At 39.1% G+C, this 18,960-nt stretch carries 14 protein-coding genes; 8 read left to right on the forward strand and 6 right to left on the reverse strand.

Annotated features, from left to right (window positions below):
* The first annotated feature begins 66 nt into the window (after nt 1–66).
* A complete protein-coding gene (locus ACIQXP_RS10250; protein ID WP_293745125.1) occupies nt 67–1,098 on the forward strand; it encodes a dipeptide epimerase in 1,032 nt (343 codons plus the stop codon).
* Between the two features lie 135 nt (nt 1,099–1,233).
* Here ACIQXP_RS10250 and ACIQXP_RS10255 read toward each other — a convergent pair whose 3' ends face one another.
* Both ACIQXP_RS10255 and ACIQXP_RS10260 read right to left on the reverse strand, forming a co-directional pair.
* Nucleotides 1,234–1,431, reverse strand: coding sequence for a DUF6358 family protein (locus ACIQXP_RS10255; RefSeq protein ID WP_090981088.1), 198 nt, complete (start codon nt 1,429–1,431; stop codon nt 1,234–1,236).
* Between the two features lie 227 nt (nt 1,432–1,658).
* Complete coding sequence (locus ACIQXP_RS10260) at nt 1,659–1,976, reverse strand: rhodanese-like domain-containing protein (RefSeq protein ID WP_090981086.1); 318 nt, start codon at nt 1,974–1,976, stop codon at nt 1,659–1,661.
* A 127-nt stretch (nt 1,977–2,103) separates the two neighbouring features.
* On the opposite strand from ACIQXP_RS10260, the gene ACIQXP_RS10265 reads away from it, so the two are divergent.
* Entirely contained in the window at nt 2,104–3,231 is a 1,128-nt protein-coding gene (locus ACIQXP_RS10265) for a DUF4407 domain-containing protein (protein WP_387505444.1), read from the forward strand.
* A gap of 175 nt (nt 3,232–3,406) precedes the next feature.
* Nucleotides 3,407–4,714, forward strand: a complete 1,308-nt coding sequence (locus tag ACIQXP_RS10270; RefSeq protein WP_387505443.1) for a M20/M25/M40 family metallo-hydrolase — start codon at nt 3,407–3,409, stop codon at nt 4,712–4,714.
* A gap of 109 nt (nt 4,715–4,823) precedes the next feature.
* On the opposite strand, the gene carB is transcribed toward ACIQXP_RS10270, so the two are convergent.
* Together carB and ACIQXP_RS10280 are read right to left on the reverse strand one after the other, a co-directional pair.
* Nucleotides 4,824–7,661 (reverse strand): carbamoyl-phosphate synthase large subunit, encoded by a 2,838-nt coding sequence (carB, locus tag ACIQXP_RS10275; RefSeq protein WP_145858462.1) that lies wholly within the window; start codon nt 7,659–7,661, stop codon nt 4,824–4,826.
* Nucleotides 7,662–7,866: 205 nt separating this feature from the next.
* Nucleotides 7,867–8,184, reverse strand: coding sequence for a carboxypeptidase regulatory-like domain-containing protein (locus ACIQXP_RS10280; protein WP_293745128.1), 318 nt, complete (start codon nt 8,182–8,184; stop codon nt 7,867–7,869).
* A gap of 437 nt (nt 8,185–8,621) precedes the next feature.
* Here ACIQXP_RS10280 and ACIQXP_RS10285 point away from each other — a divergent pair, with 437 nt between their 5' ends.
* The 5 genes from ACIQXP_RS10285 to ACIQXP_RS10305 all read left to right on the forward strand — a co-directional run bounded on the left by ACIQXP_RS10285 (nt 8,622) and on the right by ACIQXP_RS10305 (nt 14,195).
* Nucleotides 8,622–9,152: an AAA family ATPase gene (locus tag ACIQXP_RS10285; protein WP_293745129.1), complete on the forward strand. Its 531-nt coding sequence runs from the start codon at nt 8,622–8,624 to the stop codon at nt 9,150–9,152.
* A 615-nt stretch (nt 9,153–9,767) separates the two neighbouring features.
* Complete coding sequence (locus ACIQXP_RS10290; protein ID WP_387505442.1) at nt 9,768–12,212, forward strand: TonB-dependent receptor; 2,445 nt, start codon at nt 9,768–9,770, stop codon at nt 12,210–12,212.
* A 125-nt stretch (nt 12,213–12,337) separates the two neighbouring features.
* Nucleotides 12,338–12,991 (forward strand): thiamine phosphate synthase, encoded by a 654-nt coding sequence (locus ACIQXP_RS10295; protein WP_387505441.1) that lies wholly within the window; start codon nt 12,338–12,340, stop codon nt 12,989–12,991.
* Nucleotides 12,992–13,143: 152 nt separating this feature from the next.
* Nucleotides 13,144–13,704 (forward strand): thiamine pyrophosphokinase, encoded by a 561-nt coding sequence (locus ACIQXP_RS10300; RefSeq protein WP_387505440.1) that lies wholly within the window; start codon nt 13,144–13,146, stop codon nt 13,702–13,704.
* A complete protein-coding gene (locus tag ACIQXP_RS10305; protein WP_293745132.1) occupies nt 13,701–14,195 on the forward strand; it encodes a GNAT family N-acetyltransferase in 495 nt (164 codons plus the stop codon). The genes ACIQXP_RS10300 and ACIQXP_RS10305 overlap by 4 nt, the downstream gene beginning before the upstream one ends.
* A 135-nt stretch (nt 14,196–14,330) precedes the next feature.
* Here ACIQXP_RS10305 and ACIQXP_RS10310 read toward each other — a convergent pair whose 3' ends face one another.
* Both ACIQXP_RS10310 and ACIQXP_RS10315 read right to left on the reverse strand, forming a co-directional pair.
* Nucleotides 14,331–16,772, reverse strand: coding sequence for an outer membrane beta-barrel protein (locus tag ACIQXP_RS10310; RefSeq protein ID WP_387505439.1), 2,442 nt, complete (start codon nt 16,770–16,772; stop codon nt 14,331–14,333).
* A 455-nt stretch (nt 16,773–17,227) separates the two neighbouring features.
* The gene (locus tag ACIQXP_RS10315; RefSeq protein WP_387505438.1) at nt 17,228–18,907 is read right to left on the reverse strand and encodes a dipeptidyl-peptidase 3 family protein; all 1,680 of its coding nucleotides are present in this window, start codon (nt 18,905–18,907) and stop codon (nt 17,228–17,230) included.
* Nucleotides 18,908–18,960 lie beyond the last annotated feature (53 nt).

Consider the following 18,960-nt stretch of genomic DNA (forward strand, 5'->3'; position numbering starts at 1 on the left):
TTATGTTAATAAATAAAGATAATTTTAACACGATAATTACCTTATATATTAAGTAGACGATTGATAATGAAAATTAGTTGCAGGCCATTTGAATTAACGTTAAAACATCCTTTTTCGATTTCGAAATTTACCCGTACCAGTACGCCCTTAATGTTGTTGAAAATTGAATATGAAGGAGTAACCGGTTATGGCGAGGCATCTATGGTGCCTTATATGGGTGAGAGTTATGAAAGTGCGACAGCTTTTCTGAACCTTGTAGATTGGGACAAAATCCAATTTCCATTCGATTTTAAGGAGATTATTGCTTATTTAGATGTTCTGGCTCCTGGCCAGCCGGCAATCAAAGCTGCTATTGATATTGCGCTTAATGATGTTCAAGGGAAACTGTTAAATAAACCTTGTTACGAAATTTATGGTGCAGATCCTGCTAAAATGCCGGTAACTTCTTACACCATTGGGATTGATACGCCTGACGTCATCCGCGAAAAACTGAAAGATGCCGAAGCATTTAAAGTGATTAAGGTTAAGCTGGGAAGAGATAACGATCAGGAAATTATAGAAACGATTCGGAGCATGACCAATGTACCCTTATATGTGGATGCTAACCAGGGCTGGGCAGATAAAATTAAGGCCATTGATTTAATTTACTGGCTGCATAACCAGGGGGTGGTATTAATTGAGCAGCCTATGGATAAGACCAACTTGGACGGGAACGCCTGGTTAACCGAACGAAGCCCTATTCCCTTACTTGCGGATGAAGCTGTACAGCGTTTAGCCGATATGGATAAGTTAAAAGGGGCTTATCATGGAATCAATGTAAAGCTGATGAAGAGTTGTGGCATGTACGAAGGGCATCAGATGATTTTGAAAGCCCGTTCGTTCGGAATGAAAGTGCTGATCGGTTGTATGAGCGAAACCAGTTGCGCTACTTTGGCCGCCGCTGCTTTGGCTCCTTTATGCAACTGGGCGGATTTAGATGGGCCGTGGCTGACCAAAAACAATCCGTTTAAAGATCCGGCCTTTGAAAATGGAAAGTATATCCTCAATAATTTGCCGGGTTTAGGGCTGGAAGGGGTTACTCCTGATCTTTTTATTTAAAACAGAGTAGAAATGATGAATGACAGGATTATAGAATGATTGAAGATCCTAAGCGAGATGAGATAGATGAATTTTGGCTGGGCACTATCCCTAATATCCACTCATTCAAAACTCACTCATGCTGTCATTAAATTGCTACTTCTGGTCTTTTTCTTTAAAACTTTTTCTGATGTCTTTGGTAAGTTGATACTTAAAGTAAAATAAACAAGCGGTTGTGCCTACCAAAAAACCAGCTGGCAGATATTTGTGGTTATTATAACACCAAACCAGTCCGAAAATAGAAAGAATAATGGCCAGGTTATAGAAAATGTTTAAAGCAAATTTTTTACCCACAGATAGAGAATTTTAGTTTTAAGAGAATTTACGTGCAAAGTACCAATTAGCAATAATCAATTTTCAAACACCATCCTGAGCTGAAATATTCAAAAGGTTTGCTCCAATAAGGTTTAGGTTTGAAAATTGATCTTTGTTTGTGCTATAAAACCCTTCTCCAATTGATCATTGGAGTTTGGTTATTGGTCATTGTTTTCTTGATAATTGGTTATTGAATACTGGTTATTCTAATAAACCGGCATATTCGGATCAAAAGCTGCTTGCCAGGCCAAAATGCCGCCTTTTAAGTTATAAAGATTGTCAAATCCATATTGTTGCTCTAACTGCATAACCGCTGCAGCGCTTCTTTTTCCACTGCGGCACTGGATAATTACCGGCTTATCTTTCGCAACCTTATCGGCCTCAATTAAAATTCCGCCCAAAGGGATGTTCTCGCCTTCAAGATTGGAAACCTCATATTCGAATGTTTCACGAACATCAATTAATTGAAAATCTTCTTTGTTATCGATTTTCTCTTTTAGTTCTTGTACCGATATTTCTTTCATTTTATAAATGTATTTATGCAAATATAGGAAAATCAAATTTACGCTCCCTATCAAAAAAATGCCATAAAATTTTGCTTAAAAGTGTAACAACCGGAACCCTTAGGCGTTTAACTATAAATAGTTACAAATGGACAAACTGAACCGTTTCTTTTGGTTTTGCTCTGGCGCTCACATCCCGACACTGGAAAAATATCCTTCAGAACAAAATAAATATACAGGCATTGGTGCCACCATTTTTTTTACCGGCCTTTTTGCTGCCCTTTCAGGAGGTTATGCCATGTATTTTGTATTTAAAGGTGATGATCTGGCCATAGTTTTTGCTATTGTTTTCGGTTTTTTATGGGGAGCAGCCATCTTTAATATGGATCGGTACATCGTGTCCAGCATTAATAAAAGTGCCAGCACCAATAAGCAGATATTGCAGGCTACGCCGCGTATTCTGTTGGCTATTATGATCGGTATGGTTATTTCGCGGCCGATAGAGCTTAAAATCTTCGATAAAGAAATTAAAGAACGCCTAAAAGTAAGTTATTTAAATGGTCAGCGTGCTAAAATAGATACGCTGAACAAAGCATTTGAGAAAAAATATCAGGTAGAATTTGGACGGTTAAACCAGCAGAAAGCTACCCGCGACTCGCTTGAAAAAGGAATCAAAGCCGACAGGCAAAAACTTAACTTCGAAATCTTCGGCAATAAAACCACCGAAACATCGGGTGTAATGGGTTATGGGCCATATGCCAAAAGAAAGGAAGCAGAGATTGCACAACGTACAGCAGAGTTAGATTCGCTTAAAGCGAACATCAATAAATCAGAAAGTTTTGTAGATAAACGCAAAGAATTCGATGGATTGTTTACTGAAAAGCTGTATACTAAAAAACAGTTGGATAGTTTATCGGATATTGCCGGTTTTGCCGATCGCAACTGGGCATTAGGGCAGCTTAAATTTAATGTGGATGGTACGCGGGATAACAATACCGCAATTGCGGTTACTTTTATTGGGCTGTTGTTTATCTTTTTTGAATGTTTGCCAGTTTTTGTAAAGCTGATGAGTGCCAGAGGACCTTATGACTATGCAATTGCAGACGGGGATGAAGTGTCGATTTACCATTCTAAAAAAGATAAGGATTTCCATTTGGAAGTGGCCGATAATATTCATGAAACCAGGGTCGATTCTGAGTCGTCAAAAAAGAAGGAAATCATAAAAGGCAAAGCCTATCGTGATCTCGAAAAATACGATTGGGACAGTGAGGGTTAATGATGTAAAATGTAAGATGTAAAATGGATGATGTAAAACGGATGGTGTAGGGCGGATTATGGAAGATGGGTTATAGGAAAGGGAATCTGTTGTAACCATCAACCATAGACTATTAAACCATTAACCAATCAACTATCAGTCAAAAACCATAAATTCACCCCGCTATAAATATAATATGAAGAAAATACTCTTTTTTACCCTTGTAGGGATGACAAGTTTGCAGCTTAAAGCGCAAAACATTGATAAAATCATCACCCGCGAATACACCGATCACCTGATTAAAACCTTAAGCGCTGATGACATGCAGGGGCGTGCAACTTTTACGCCAGGTATTGATAAAGCGGCTACTTTTATTGAATCTGAATTCAAAAAGATTGGTTTGCAGCCCCTGGCTGGTGAGAAAACTTTCCGGCAAACTTTTTATAAGTATCAGGTTAGCTCATTAAGTACAAGCGTTAAAATTGACGGACAGGAAATTGCACCTGCAAACATAATGGTTACAGGTGTTGCCACAGAAAGTGTTACGCTTGAAAAATCCAACGCTACTGTTGTTAAGTTAGATCCCGAAAAGCCTTTTGTAGCGCAGTTCAGGGCCATGCTAAATAGTGATAAAAGCCAGATCGTTTTAGTCGACAATAAGTTTGCTGACCTTTTTAACCGTTATAAAGATCATTTCAGCAAACCATCTACTATTGATGAAAAAGACGTAAAAGCAACCAAGGGCCCTGTGCAGGTTTTCGTTTTGGGTAAAGATGCCGCAACAGATTTTTCGGTAACAATTAAAAGTAAGGTAGATAAAATGCCTTTGTTTAATGTGGCCGGGGTAATTCCTGGTAAATCGAAAGCGAAAGAAATGGTCATCTTCTCTGGTCATTACGATCACCTTGGTTTCTTAAAAGCGGTAGATGGCGATAGTATAGCCAACGGTGCCGATGATGATGCTTCTGGCACAACAGCAATGATTGCTTTAGCGAAATATTATAAAGCACAAAAAAATAACGAGCGTACCTTAATCTTTGTTGCTTTTACTGCTGAAGAAATTGGCGGTTATGGTGCCAGATATTTCTCTGCAAAACTGAATCCTGATGATGTGGTAGCCATGTTTAATATCGAGATGATCGGCAAAGATTCGAAATTTGGTAAAAATACGGCCTTTATTACGGGTTATGAAAGATCTGATTTTGGAAAGATTTTGCAGAAAAACTTGGCAGGAACTGAGTTTACTTTCCATCCTGATCCCTATCCTGAGCAGAACTTATTCTATAGAAGTGATAACGCTACTTTAGCGGCTCTAGGTGTTCCGGCACACACCATTAGTACGGATAAAATTGATATTGATAAATTATACCACAGTGTGAAAGACGAATATAGTTCTTTAGATGTAGACAACATCCTTTCTACCATTAAAGCCATTGCCAAGAGTGCAACCAGTATTGTAAACAGTGCAGATACGCCAACAAGGATTCCGAAGTTGAAGCAATAACCGAGGTTGAATCCAGATCGTCATTTCGCTGCGCTTCAGTCGAGATGACGAAACAAAAATGGCCAGTGAAATCATCGCTGGCCATTTTTATTTAGAATCTGGTGAAGGTTTACTTACTCAAATACATCGATTTGTCTTTGTAAAGCTTGCGGAAGTAAGGGTCTTCCAAATCTTTGATAAAGCGGATGGCCTCACCAGTAGATTTCATTTCAGGACCTAATTCTTTCGTTACCTCAGGGAATTTCTCGTAAGAGAAAACCGGTTCTTTAATGGCATAACCTTTAAGTTTACGCACAATGGTAAAATCTTTCAGTTTGGCAACGCCGAGCATTATTTTAGCCGCAATGTTGATGTATGGAACATCATAAGCTTTTGCGATGAAAGGAACCGTACGTGATGCCCTAGGATTTGCTTCGATTACATAAACTTTCTCATCTTTAATGGCAAACTGAATGTTTAACAAACCACGTACATCTAACGCTTTTGCAATTTTAACGGAGTATTCTTCCATGGCTTGAGTTACCTTTTCTGATAAGCTGAATGTTGGCAATACCGCAAATGAATCTCCTGAGTGTATACCAGCAGGCTCAATGTGCTCCATCATACCCACAATATGCACATCTTCACCGTCAGAGATCGAATCAGATTCTGCCTCCTCTGCCCTATCTAAAAAGTGATCGATTAATACACGGTTGCCGGGTAAATCGCCTAACAGCTTTACAACAGCTTTTTCAAGGTCTTCATCATTGATTACAATACTCATGCCTTGTCCGCCCAATACATAGCTCGGGCGTACCAATACCGGATAGCCTACCTCGTTTGCTACAACGATGGCCTCTTCAGCATTTTCTGCAACACCATATTTTGGATAAGGAATATCCAATTCTTTTAACAGGTCAGAGAAACGGCCGCGGTCTTCAGCAATGTCCATATTCTCGAAAGAAGTTCCAATAATCTTGATGCCGTTTTGGGTCAGTTTTTCAGCCATTTTCAAGGCAGTTTGACCACCTAGCTGAACAATTACGCCTTCAGGTTTTTCTAAGTCGATAATTTCGCGAACGTGTTCCCAGAAAACAGGTTCGAAGTACAATTTATCGGCCATGTTAAAGTCAGTTGAAACCGTTTCAGGGTTACAGTTAACCATAACAGCTTCGAAACCCGATTCTTTTGCCGCCAATAAACCATGTACACATGAGTAATCGAACTCAATACCCTGACCGATACGGTTAGGGCCTGAACCCAAAACAATTATTTTTTTCCTGTCAGAAGGTTTTGATTCATTCTCTTCCTCAAAAGTGGAGTAATAGTATGGCGTTTTGGCCGGAAACTCAGCAGCACAGGTATCAACCATCTTGTATACCCTTTTTATGCCTAAAGCTTTACGGCGCTCGTAAACCTCATCCTCCGTAACATTGCCTAACAACCAGGCAATCTGAACGTCAGAGAAACCTTTTTGTTTAAGCGTTACAAAGAAATCCTGAGGGATATTATTCAGCGAGTATCTTTTTAATTCATTTTCAAGCAATACCAATTCCTGAATCTGGTTTAAAAACCATTTATCAATTTTGGTTACCTTACGGATAGATTCCAGCGGTACACCCATGGCCATGGCATCTTTTATCAGGAATAAACGGTTCCATGAAGCGTGCTCCAAACCGTCCATAATCTCTTCAATATTACGTACCTGTCTGCCGTCTGCACCTAAACCCGCACGGTTGATTTCTAAACTCTGACAAGCTTTTTGTAATGCTTCGATAAATGTACGGCCAATGGCCATTACCTCACCTACCGATTTCATTTGCAAGCCAAGCTCTTTGTTGGCGCCTTTGAATTTATCGAAGTTCCAACGCGGTACTTTAACAATTACGTAATCTAAAGTAGGTTCGAAATATGCTGAAGTGGTTTTGGTAATCTGGTTTTCAATTTCATCAAGGTTATAACCGATAGCCAGTTTAGCTGCAATTTTTGCAATTGGGTAACCAGTTGCCTTGCTCGCCAATGCTGATGATCGCGATACACGTGGGTTGATTTCGATGGCGATAATTTCATCGTTTGCCGGGTTAACCGAAAACTGAACGTTACAGCCGCCGGCGAAATTACCAATGGCACGCATCATTTTGATTGCCTGGTTACGCATATCCTGGTAACAACGGTCAGACAGGGTCATTGCAGGAGCAACTGTAATTGAATCTCCTGTATGGATACCCATCGGATCGAAGTTTTCAATCGAACAGATGATAATTACGTTATCATTGCTATCTCTTAGTAACTCTAACTCGTATTCTTTCCATCCTAAAACCGCTTTCTCTACCAGTACTTCGTGTGTTGGCGAAGCTTCCAGGCCGCGTTTTAAAGCTGCATCAAATTCTTCTTTTCTGTGTACGAAACCACCACCGGAGCCACCCAAAGTATACGAAGGGCGGATTACCAGCGGAAATCCGATTTCCTGAGCGGCTTCTTTACCTTCTAAAAATGAGTTGGCTATTTTAGATTGGGCAACACCCACACCGATATCAACCATTAACTGGCGGAAAGCCTCACGGTTTTCAGTTTTCTCAATTGCATCTACATCAACCCCTACAACCTTAACCCCGTATTTTTCCCAAACACCACGTTCTTCAGCTTCTTTACAAAGGTTTAACGCTGTCTGACCGCCCATTGTAGGAAGTACCGCATCAATTCTAGGTAAATCTTCAGAGGCAATATGCTCCTGTAAAATAACTTCTATTGAATCAACAGTCAGCGGGCGCAGGTAAACATGGTCGCCAATAACCTTATCCGTCATAATCGTAGCCGGATTGGAGTTGATAATAGAAACGGTAATTCCTTCTTCTTTTAAAGAAAGTGCCGCTTGCGAACCTGAGTAATCAAACTCACAGGCTTGGCCAATAATAATTGGTCCAGATCCGATAATCAGTACTGAGCGTATGGAAGTGTCTTTAGGCATGATAAAGCTTAAAATAATTAAAATTCTAAAGTGTTTGAACCCGAAGGTGAAGAAGCAAAAGGTCTTATGCTTGCAAGAAGAAAATCCCAACTGTTCTGTCGGGATGCAAAGATACATCTTTGGATGTGATTTGAGCCGTTTTTTTTAAAATAAAAAAGAGTACTATTTTAGCACTCTTTTAAGGTTTTTTCTTTTGTAAAATAAGCTACTGCTGTAATTTAATTTCGCCTAAATCGGTAGTGGCACTATCTTTAACGGCAACCCTTTCTACTGTTGTATCTTTATACGGTGCATTAGCCTTGATTACCACAGTATAAACACCTTCTTTAAGGTTTGTAAAAGTAAAAACACCCTGATTGATCTGTGTACTTAGCGTGTCTTTCGCTGCTACAAGTGATACGGTTGACGCAGCATCAACTGGTGTAATTTTTCCGATTATGCCACCCGTTTTATTGTTGGTAAAAGCGATAGAACCCAATGCCGATATAATGAGCAGCGATAATGCAACACACAATTTTTTCATGGTATAACGTTTTAGTTGCGTAATGTCTTAAATAAATAACAGTATTTAGTACAAATAGTTTTAAATACTGAACACTATTTTCTCACTTGTACTATAAATTATACATAAATGTAAAATATAAATATGTATATTTGTGATAAGTTCTTAAATAATGTGATAATACGTTTGTCAATATAGTGCTGTTGGTCAGAATTAAGTCACGAAGTTGTGATGATCGGATTATTGGCAATAATGTTGTAATAACTGAAACGTATATGCGTTTTGTATATACTTTAGACAATGATCTAAAGCCTCCTCCGCGGATTAGTTACCCGCCATGAGGATTTCTTCATAAATAGTTTGTTTGGTTTATTATCCGGTTAGAGGAGCCCTCCTCAACCGGATTTTTTCTTTTAAGGCTTTTTCTTTTACATTTGACTATATTCAGAAAATGTATCGTGAATAAAAACATTAAAAAAATCGCTGTTGTTGGTCCGGAAAGTACAGGGAAATCTACGATATCTCAGTTACTGGCCAAATACTACAAAGTTTCGTGGGTGCCGGAGTATGCCCGTTATTACTGCGAAAATCTGGTTGCCGATTATACCCTTCAAGACGAAGTGAATATGTATTACGGGCAGGTAGCGTTAGAGGATGCAATTTTGGTTACCACGGAAAGTGATTTCATTATTTGCGATACCACTTTTATTACGGTAAAGATATGGAGCGATGAAGTACTTGGTGAAACGCCCCAGGTTGTATTGGATGCTTTACCGAAAAAGCCTTACGATTTGTATTTGTTAATGGATATTGATTTGCCATGGCAGGATGATCCGCTTCGCGATTTTCCGGAGAAACGTGAATATTTTATGGAGGTTTGGCATAAAGAACTCCGGGCCTTGGATGCAAATTATAAAGTAATTAGCGGTTTGGGTAATGAAAGGGTATCAAATGCGGTTAAAGCCATTGATGATTTTTTGGGCAGGTAGGAGGTTTATCTTTTTTTGGAAATGATTGTCAGTGGCTTTTGGCCGCCGGCAGTCCCGCCATTCGCTTTAGCCCTCATTAAAAATTCGGGGCTGCCACTCCTGTCGGGTTTAAGGACAGGAGCTTGTTGATTTGCCGCATAAAATACCAGAAATAATAGCTGTACCATCCTAGCCACCTAACCCCGAATTGAAGTGGAAAGCCTGCAGCGCTGGACTTGGATCGTAAAGCGGGACTGAAAATGCCAAACGCGCAGAACCTGTAGTTTTCTGAAACTAAAACAGGTAAATTCAACTTTATCTAATCCGTTTTTTGATTTATCTGTTTAGCAAGCATCAAAAAACATGCTTGTTGTTAAATATTTTCTACATTTGTGCCATCATTAGGGGTGCCTTGTTTAGATAAACACAAAAACAGGCTGAGATCATACCCATTTTGAGGCAAAAGGTAGAAGGTAAAAAGGTAGAGGGTAAACCCCATCAGCCTTAAAACCTTCCGGCCATCAACCTCAAATGCACCTGATCCGGGTAATGCCGGCGTAGGGATTGGAGTTATGGAAGTTTAAGTGAAATCGGGGAAGCCCCTTTTTCCGATGGGTTTAACTAAAAACAAAAACATTGAAAAATTTACTTTTTGCAGCACTTGTTGCAATGTTGCCTTTCTTTGTATCGGCACAAATTTCGGTTACGGGTAAAGTAACAGATCAGAATCAGCAGCCGCTGCCAGGTGCCACAGTTAAATTGCGGAATCAGAAAACAGCGGTAATAAGCAATGCCACCGGGACCTATAGTATTACCAACCTATCAGGCGGAAAATATACCATTGTTGTCAGTTACGTAGGTTATAAAACAGTTGAAAAGACTATTGACATTAACCAAAATACTACCGCTGATTTTAGCCTGGCGCCACAAAATTTCCTGGCTGATGAAGTCGTTGTACGTGCAACCCGTGCCACAGATAAATCGGCAACTACTTACAAGAATATTAGTAGGGAAGAAATCCAGCAGAATAATTTCGGGCAGGATTTGCCCTTTATTTTACAGAATACACCGGGTGTAGTGGTTACTTCTGATGCTGGTGCTGGTGTAGGTTATACAGGTATCAGAATACGTGGGAGCGATAACAGCAGGATTAACGTAACGGTTAACGGCATTCCCATGAATGATAGCGAAAGCCAGGGAACATTTTATGTGAACATGCCTGATTTTGCCTCGTCAGTTGACAATGTGCAGATCCAGCGGGGCGTAGGTACCTCAACTAATGGTGCGGGTGCATTTGGTGCCAGTTTAAATATACAGACTACCTCCACTGAAACTGAACCCTATGCAGAACTAAACAATACTTACGGCAGTTTCAACACCTGGAAAAATACTGTAAAAGTAGGAACAGGTTTGATTAACAACCGATTTAGCTTTGATGGACGTTTATCAAGAATCAGCTCTGATGGTTATGTAGATCGTGGATCTTCTTTATTAAAATCGTACTTTTTATCTGGTGCTTATCATGGAGATAAAGACTTATTGCGTGTAAATGTTTTCTCTGGAAATGAGAAAACCTACCAGTCGTGGAACGGAATCCCGCAATCGCGTTTGGAAAATGATTTACCTGGAATGCAAGCTTATATTGATAGAAATGGACTGAGTGCTGAAGATGCGGCAAACCTGCTAAACTCGGGCAGGAGGTATAATAGTTTCCTATATAATAACCAGACGGATAATTATACACAGAACCACTATCAGCTCATTTATGCCAGGCAGATTTCTGATCAGTTGTCTTTCAATGGCGCTTTACATTATACTAAAGGTGAGGGTTATTATGAGGAATACAGGGTGCAGGATAGTCTGAAACATTATGGCTTGAACCCCGTTGCTGTTGCTGGTGGTACACCTATTGCCAAAACAGATTTAATCCGCCGCCGTTGGTTGGATAACGATTTTTACGGTGTTACTTATGCCTTTAACTATGTACCCCAAAAGAATTTAAACTTTACTTTGGGTGGTGCATACAACGAATATAAAGGCGCGCACTTTGGGCAGGTAATCTGGGCTCAATATGCTTCAAACGGCAATATTGACAGGCATTATTATGATAATGATGGTTTTAAAACCGATTTTAATGTTTACGGCAAAGTAAATTATAGCCCTATTGAAGATTTGAGTTTATTTGCCGATCTGCAATACCGCCGTGTATATTATGATATTGCCGGAACAGAAAATAAGTTAAATACGTTGGCCATTAACCAAACCTTAAATTTCTTTAATCCAAAATTTGGGGCAACCTATTTTATCAATCCACAGAGCAATGTATATGCTTCGTTCAGTGTGGCGAATAAAGAACCAAACCGCGATGATTATGCGGATGCAACAGTTGGCATTACCCCTAAACCGGAGCGTTTGAATGATGTAGAATTGGGATACCGTTTTAAAAATGACAAATTTAATATAGGTGCCAATGCCTATGGAATGTTCTATAAAAACCAATTGGTGGTAACAGGAAAAATAAACGATGTCGGCGGAAACTTCCGTCAGAATGTGGACAAGAGTTACCGTTTAGGGATAGAGCTTGATGGTTCTTATACCATTAGCAAACAGTTTATTGTAAATGCCAACGCTGCTTTTAGCCGCAACAAAATCAAAAACTTTACCGAGTATTACGATGATTACGATAATGGTGGACAAGTAATCAAAAACTATGAATTAACTGATATCTCTTATTCTCCAGGAGCGGTTCTTTTCGGAGAGCTGGTTTATAAACCAGTTAACGGTTTTGTGGTAGCCTTACAAAGTAAATATGTGAGCAAACAATATCTGGATAACACGCAGAACAACGATAGAACCATTAATGGTTACTGGGTAAGCAATGCACGTTTAGGTTACGATTTTAAATTTGCCGGCGTTAAAAATATTAACCTGGGTTTGTTAGTCAATAACATTTTAGACGAAAAATACGCGAGCAACGGTTATACTTACGGCTACCAATTGGGTGGCAGCAGAATAACTGAAAACTTTTTTTACCCACAAGCGGGCAACAACTTTTTGTTAAGCTTAAACGTTAAGTTTTAAGAAAGACTAAGCAAAAAGCTGAAAATCATTAAAATCGCCATTGCAAGATAAACGCTCAATGGCGATTTTGTTTATCTTGCCTTCCTGATCTTAAAATCCTTTAATTTTAACCATCCTGATCCAGCATGAAATATATCGAAAAGCTCCATTACATCACACACGATATCCCGCATTTAAGCCACATTGAACAGGTACAACAGGCCTGCGAGGCTGGTGCAAAATGGATCCAGTACCGTTGCCTGAGTAAAACGGATGAAGAACTCCTGCAGGATATTAATGCTATTGCAGAAATCTGTGATGACTGGGGTACCACTTTAATCGTTACGGATCATGTTCATTTAAATGGAAAGGCCGATATCCAGGGTTTTCATATAGAAGATATGGATGCCGATTTTATCAAACTGCGCAAACTGGTTGGCCATGATATTACACTAGGAGGATCGGCGAATACAGTAGACAATTTAATCAGGCTTGCCAAAGAAGGGGCCGATTATGCTGGTTATGGTCCGTTTGTAGAAACTGAAACCAAACCCAACAATTATGCGCTTTTAGGTATTGAGGGCTATCAGCATGTAGTAAAAGAATTGAAGGTTCAGGCCATCAGCATTCCGGTATTGGCTGTGGGTGGGATTAAAACATACAATGTAGAAGCTTTAATGCAGACTGGTATTTATGGCATAGCTGTTTCCGGGGCCATTAATTATGCAGATGACTTTATTGAAGCCTATCAGGATTTTTACACATTGGTAAATGAAAGTGTTTCTTCCCGTAAGAGGTAGATGGATGTATTTCTGTCTAGCAAAGAAAAATAGTATCAGAATAGGTTTTGAAAGAATAACACCCAGGTGAATACCCTTACAATCGTTAATCATTTTACGCCTGGCTGATTCTTCCTGTACCTTACTTTAAGCGAAATTTCTATATTCGCATTATGTCTTCACACCATATTGTAAAAGAAAAACAGGAACCGGCTTTGTACATTGATGAGCTTGGCAATTTTAACGAAGAACTTTTAGGACAGTTGCTCGAATGGAGCCCTACACTTTTGGTTAACGGAGAAAATTACGACAAGATTTTCTCTTTAGGTTTAAAGGTAGATGTGCTGGTAAACGGGACCGGACAGGAGGCGCAGGAAGATACAAAAGTTGTTCAGGGGCCTGCTGACGCTTTAATGGTAGCTGTTAATTATCTGTACGAAGAGAAATACCCTGCGGTAAATGTGATTACAAGAAAATTCGACCTGGAGAAATTTGCCGGATTTGAAGATAAAATTAACCTGGTGGTATTTACCGAAAGGGCAAAACATTATCCTATAAAATCGGGATTTTCCGTTTGGAAGCCTGCCGGAAGTGAATTCCTGATCCATGGCAACCGATACCTCGAAGTAACGAACCTCGCACAGAATGAAGATGAAATTTTTATTGTAGTTAAAGATGGTTTTGTAGAGTTTACTTTTTCAGGACAACCGATTTTTATCAGCGAACCTATATGATCACCCTTAGAAGAGCAAAAGAAGAAGATATAGAAGTGATCAGGGATATTGCAGCTGCAACCTGGCCCTCAACCTATCTCGAAATTATAGGGCAAACCCAGATTGATTATATGTTGGATAAAATGTATAGCAAAGGGGAACTGCTGAAACAATTGATGGAAGGCTATATTTTCCTGATTGCAGAGGAAGGCGAAAATCAGTTTGGCTTTGCCGGATATTCCATCATTGGTCATGATGAACGCATTTACAAACTGCACAAACTTTATGTGCTTCCATCTGCGCATGGTAAAGGCATCGGAAAAATCTTAATTAATGAGGTTTTTAACCAGGTGAAAAATGCCGGGGGAAGTGCTTTGCAATTAAATGTGAACAAGCATAATCAAGCAAAGGATTTTTACTTAAAATGCGGTTTTACGGTTAAAGAATCGGTGAAGCTTGATATTGGTGAGGGTTACTTTATGGATGATTATGTAATGGAATATAAGTTTTAAATCTTCTCAAATTATCATCATTTCGAGCGTAGTGCAACGCAGCCGAGAACCACGTAGTGCTCAGCGAAGCTAAATCTATCTTAGCAGATCTCTCCGTTACGCTGCGCTTCAGTCGAGATGACGTGGCTATGGATACTAATTCTTCATCCTTCCCTGCTCTGCTTCAGTGCCTGTTGAGCGGCGACGTGCTGGTTTAATCTCATTTTTGCCAAAACGATAGGTAAAGCTGATCCGGCCGATTCGTGTTTCATTTTTTTGGTGTAATGAGTAGGTTAAACCAGGATAAGCACTTGTTAAATTACTTTCAGACATATTGAATACATCCGACAAAGCCAGCTTCAAACTTGCTTTTTTGTTGAACATTGATTTACTTAAGCCTGCATCAATGTAATAACGGGCTTTTAAACTTAGTGTTCCATAGTCCAGTGGCGATTCGTAGCTGCCGTTTATCTCCGCCGTAAATCCGTCCATAATGGTAAAGGTTTGCTGAGATTTAAACTGAAAAGATGTTTTCCCGGTTTTTAAAGCACTCCCGGCCAGATCTGGCGCTTCAAAACTGAGGTAAAAAACATTTAGGTTGTTATTGGTCTGCCACCATTTTGTAAGTTGAAGTGGTACATTTAGATTAGCATTGTAACTGATATTGGTGGCAATATTTGCATTGGTTTGGTATAGCGATTGGCTTGCTGCGTCAGGCAAAATCACTTCAGCAATTACATCATTAATTCTGCTATAACCTATTGAGAGCATATATTTTTGCAACAGGGTATAACTCAGCTCAAAATTGTGTGTGTACTGTGGATTTAAAAAAGGATTTCCTTTGCTATAGGTAAACTCATCCAAATAATAAATAAATGGATTTAAAGCATCGTAACTCGGGCGGTCTATCCTTCTGCTGTAAGAAAACCCTAATTGATTGTTTTTTGAAAGCTTTTGCTGCACGAATAAAGTAGGGAAAAAATCCCAGTAATTTCGCTCTACAACCGTATTTTTTGTGATCAGGTTTCCTTTCGAATGGGTTTGCTCAACCCTCAATCCAATTTGCACGCTGGTATTTTTAAACTGTTTATTTACATTGGTATAAGCTGCATTTACATTTTCGTCGTATACAAATTGATTGCTCCTTCTGGTATCATTCTCCCAGGTATTATTGACATACGCTTCTGCCTGAAGATCATTATCCGTCTTCACCCAACTGCTTTTGAGTCCGGCTTCAAGTTTGACCGTTTTGGTTAGCGAAACATTATAATCGATTTTAAATGCCTTGATATCAATAATGGAAGGGGTGTTGTTCCGGGTATAAATTATCGGGCGGATTCTGTCTCCATTTTGAAAACGGTAATCATTTTCATAGTTAGAACCATCGTTCCCTTTGTATCTCGAATAATCTAAATCTGCAGATATTTCTGAGCCGGCGGTATCTAAAACAGATTTGTAATTTAGATTATAAGAAACATTATTGTATTTGTTCGTCTGCAATGAATTGGTTATCAAAGTCGAATCTATCTTTTGAAAAGACGGACCGATTAAGGTGTTATTAGTTGAAGTTTCATTGCCGTGGTTAAAATAACCGTTAACCAATATCCCAATGGTGTTTTTCTTGTCAATGAAATAATCCAGTCCGGCCTTCAGGTTATTATTATATTGTTTTCTGTTGCTCTCACCTACCTGCATAAAATAAGTATCGGTTGCGCCATTTGAAATGCGGTCGATAGCAATCAGGTTATCGCGCTCAAATTTGCCATAACTATAATTGCCAAAAAGATTAACTTTCTGTGCGCGGTAGTTTAGGTTTAAACCCGTATTTGCCCTTAGGTTTTTGCCATAACCTAATGATCCGTTTATGCTACCGTTTGTGCCGCCGTTTTTATTCTTTTTGGTTTTGATATTGATGATTCCTGAATTACCTGAGGCATCATATTTGGAAGATGGATTGGTAATCAATTCAATGCTCTCAATGTCTGAACTCTGCATATTCCGTAGCAGGTTGGCTACATCGGCACTGCTCATGTAGGTTTGCTTGCCATCCAGTTGAATTAATACACCCTGCTTGCCCATCATCGAGATCTTATCGTTTTGATCAACGGTTACGCCGGGTGCTTTTTGTAAAACTTCAAGCGCAGTAGAACCAGTCATAATCGAACTGTTAGAAACGTTCATCACAATCTTATCCATTTTTCTTTCAATTAATGGCTTGGTAACTGCAACATTTATATCTTTTAGGTTCTGAGTGCTTGCAATAAGCTGTGCCGTTCCAAAATCTACTTTTTGATGATCTTCTGTTAAAACAATGGTTTTACTTTTAAGGGTTTTGTACCCCATGTTGCTGGCTTTATAGTAATAACTCCCCTTGCCTGAAATAGTGAAATTAAATGTTCCGCTTGGGTCGGTAAATGCTGTTTTAACCACACTGGAATCGGATGCTTTAAAGAGTACGACGGTAACGTAATCTGCAGGTTTTTTAGTTTCATCTAAAATTATCCCGCTGATGTTCGGTTTAGGATTGGTTTGCGCAAAACCTGTTTTAATAGTAAAAAGAAGCGTAAGGACAAATGCTATTTTGTATAATGTTTTCATGTTTGGTGTATTTATTCTTTAAAAAATGGGCAAAAAAATCCCTATACCGCATTTGCATGCGCTTTCAGTTTTATTACCTGCTTATTTAAAGTTTAGTCCGGGAAACGAAGGGTTTCCGTAATTTGTTATCAGTAAGACGACCGTTTTTTGAAAAGGTTACAGGGATTTTGAAAAAGTTGGGCTTGAGAGTCCGAAGAGGGAGTAGCTTATCGTCTGACTTTAAAGTGAGCGTTATTTTGGGGCTAATTTGTGATATAAATTTGAATGACCAGACAATTTAAGTGAAATGACGGTCGGTTTTTTTAGGGAATTGGGCGAATTAACCGATCAACCAGTTTAAACAAGTAATTATGAGTTCAAATGAGCCAATGACCAATGAACCAAAATAAAAAAGCCAGAGATAAACAGGTTTACACCCGCACATCTGTGGCTTTAAATTTCTATTAAAGAATCTTTTATTTTACGCCCAGTACATCAACTCCTTGTTCAAAAACTACATCAACCGGAATATTCTTTTTGGTCAAACGGTCAAGGTCTGTTTGAAGCGTTGGATGAATAACTGCTTTCTCTTTTTGTGCCTTTTCTACTGCAGCTTTATCGCCGTTACCTTGAAGGGTAAGGATGAACGCACTCAAATCGTTCATTGCTGATGCAAATTTTTCGAAGTTTACTTTATAGGTGCCTTTTGGCGTACGCTCGAAAGCACCTTTTTCCTGAAAATAATTAAAGCATTGCATGTTTGCCTTTCCATGTGCTTCAGAAACACCAAAGCGGACTGAGCGCAAGATACCGGCCATAAATGTGGTATAGTAATCTTTAATATCACCTTGCAATTCGCCCTTTTTAAGCAGGCCGGTTACCATATATAAACCTAATATGTCGGCTTTGCCTTCTTCCAGCCAGCTGTATTGTTCTTTTAATGCGGCACGAACAAAGCCTTTTCCGGTAATGGTTTTTTTAATCCCTAAGCCATGTGCTACTTCATGAAACATTACGTTTGCAAAAAAAGCATCAAATTTAATGTACTGCTGTTGGTCAGCCTCAATTAATTCTTTTGATATCGGTACCAGGATCTTGTCGAATTTTGCCTGCATGGCATTTTTCAGCTGCGAACGGCGTGTGCCTTTTTCCTGTTGAATTTTTTCATCGTTTGGAAGGTTAACAGCAATGGTTTTAGATCCCGCATTACAATCTCCGGCATAATAAACTACATCATACGCGTTTAACTCCGAGTCCGTTCCAGGGGTTTCTGTTTTATATTTTGCTGCAACCGGTAGGTTTTTCTGTAATTCGGGAAGCATTTTTACATACTTTGCCAAACGTTTGCTCCATTCCTTATCTTTAATTAAGACATAAGCTTCGTAACTGGTACGGGCATTGAAAAGTTTGTCTTCATAATTTTCGATCGGGCCAATAATAATATCCAAACCATTGGTTTTCATATCCAGCCAGGCATAATCACTCGCCGTAAAATTATCGGTTACCAAGGCGTCTGCCCTTAAGTTTAAATATTTTTTTAAACCGGCATCTTCTGCAATTAAAGCAGCCTGTTTTAACAGGGAGCTTGCTTTTTGTAACTCAGCAGCAAACAGTACGTGATAAGGGACGGTTGATAATTTGCCTGTACTGTCTTTTTGAACAACAGAATAGGCACCAAATTTATCTTTGAGGTCTGATTTTTCTATCGCTTCCTTTGTAATTCCCTTTGGATAAAAGAATGCTCCTTCTGGTTTGGTGCCTACACCTTCAACAAAAGGTTTATCGTTATTTAATCTATCCCAGGGGCCATAGTTGATATTAACAAAATCGCGTGTTTTTTCATCTTTAATAGTGGCCAGCAGGCTATCTCTTTGCGGGTAAGCTTGTTTCCAATAAAGTTGATCCATAATTTCTGCTGCCTGGATTAACAGAGGCAAAATTTTGCGGTCGTTAACACTAAGCCCGTTAATATTGGTCGTTAATTTTACCCTTTCATAAATCGGTAACCTCTGTGCAACATAATCGGTAAGACTATCTTTTTGTACTACTGCAGTATTTTCATTATTAGATTTATTATTGCCGGTACAAGATGATAATGCACCTGCTGAAATGGCTATCGCTGATACAAACAGGGTTGATCTGTATAAATTCTTCATAGTAAAGTATATGGCCGCTAAATTAGTAAATTTTAAAAGCTTTGTATAAAGTT

Origin of the sequence: Pedobacter suwonensis, assembly GCF_044762335.1 — a bacterium.
Lineage (GTDB): Bacteria > Bacteroidota > Bacteroidia > Sphingobacteriales > Sphingobacteriaceae > Pedobacter.

Coding starts and splice junctions, on each gene's coding strand:
- ACIQXP_RS10250 (WP_293745125.1), top strand. CDS start 67: ATGAAAATTAGTTGCAGGCCATTTGAATTAACGTTAAAACATCCTTTT.
- ACIQXP_RS10260 (WP_090981086.1), bottom strand. CDS start 1,976: ATGAAAGAAATATCGGTACAAGAACTAAAAGAGAAAATCGATAACAAA.
- ACIQXP_RS10265 (WP_387505444.1), top strand. CDS start 2,104: ATGGACAAACTGAACCGTTTCTTTTGGTTTTGCTCTGGCGCTCACATC.
- ACIQXP_RS10270 (WP_387505443.1), top strand. CDS start 3,407: ATGAAGAAAATACTCTTTTTTACCCTTGTAGGGATGACAAGTTTGCAG.
- carB (WP_145858462.1), bottom strand. CDS start 7,661: ATGCCTAAAGACACTTCCATACGCTCAGTACTGATTATCGGATCTGGA.
- ACIQXP_RS10280 (WP_293745128.1), bottom strand. CDS start 8,184: ATGAAAAAATTGTGTGTTGCATTATCGCTGCTCATTATATCGGCATTG.
- ACIQXP_RS10295 (WP_387505441.1), top strand. CDS start 12,338: ATGAAATATATCGAAAAGCTCCATTACATCACACACGATATCCCGCAT.
- ACIQXP_RS10300 (WP_387505440.1), top strand. CDS start 13,144: ATGTCTTCACACCATATTGTAAAAGAAAAACAGGAACCGGCTTTGTAC.
- ACIQXP_RS10305 (WP_293745132.1), top strand. CDS start 13,701: ATGATCACCCTTAGAAGAGCAAAAGAAGAAGATATAGAAGTGATCAGG.
- ACIQXP_RS10310 (WP_387505439.1), bottom strand. CDS start 16,772: ATGAAAACATTATACAAAATAGCATTTGTCCTTACGCTTCTTTTTACT.
- ACIQXP_RS10315 (WP_387505438.1), bottom strand. CDS start 18,907: ATGAAGAATTTATACAGATCAACCCTGTTTGTATCAGCGATAGCCATT.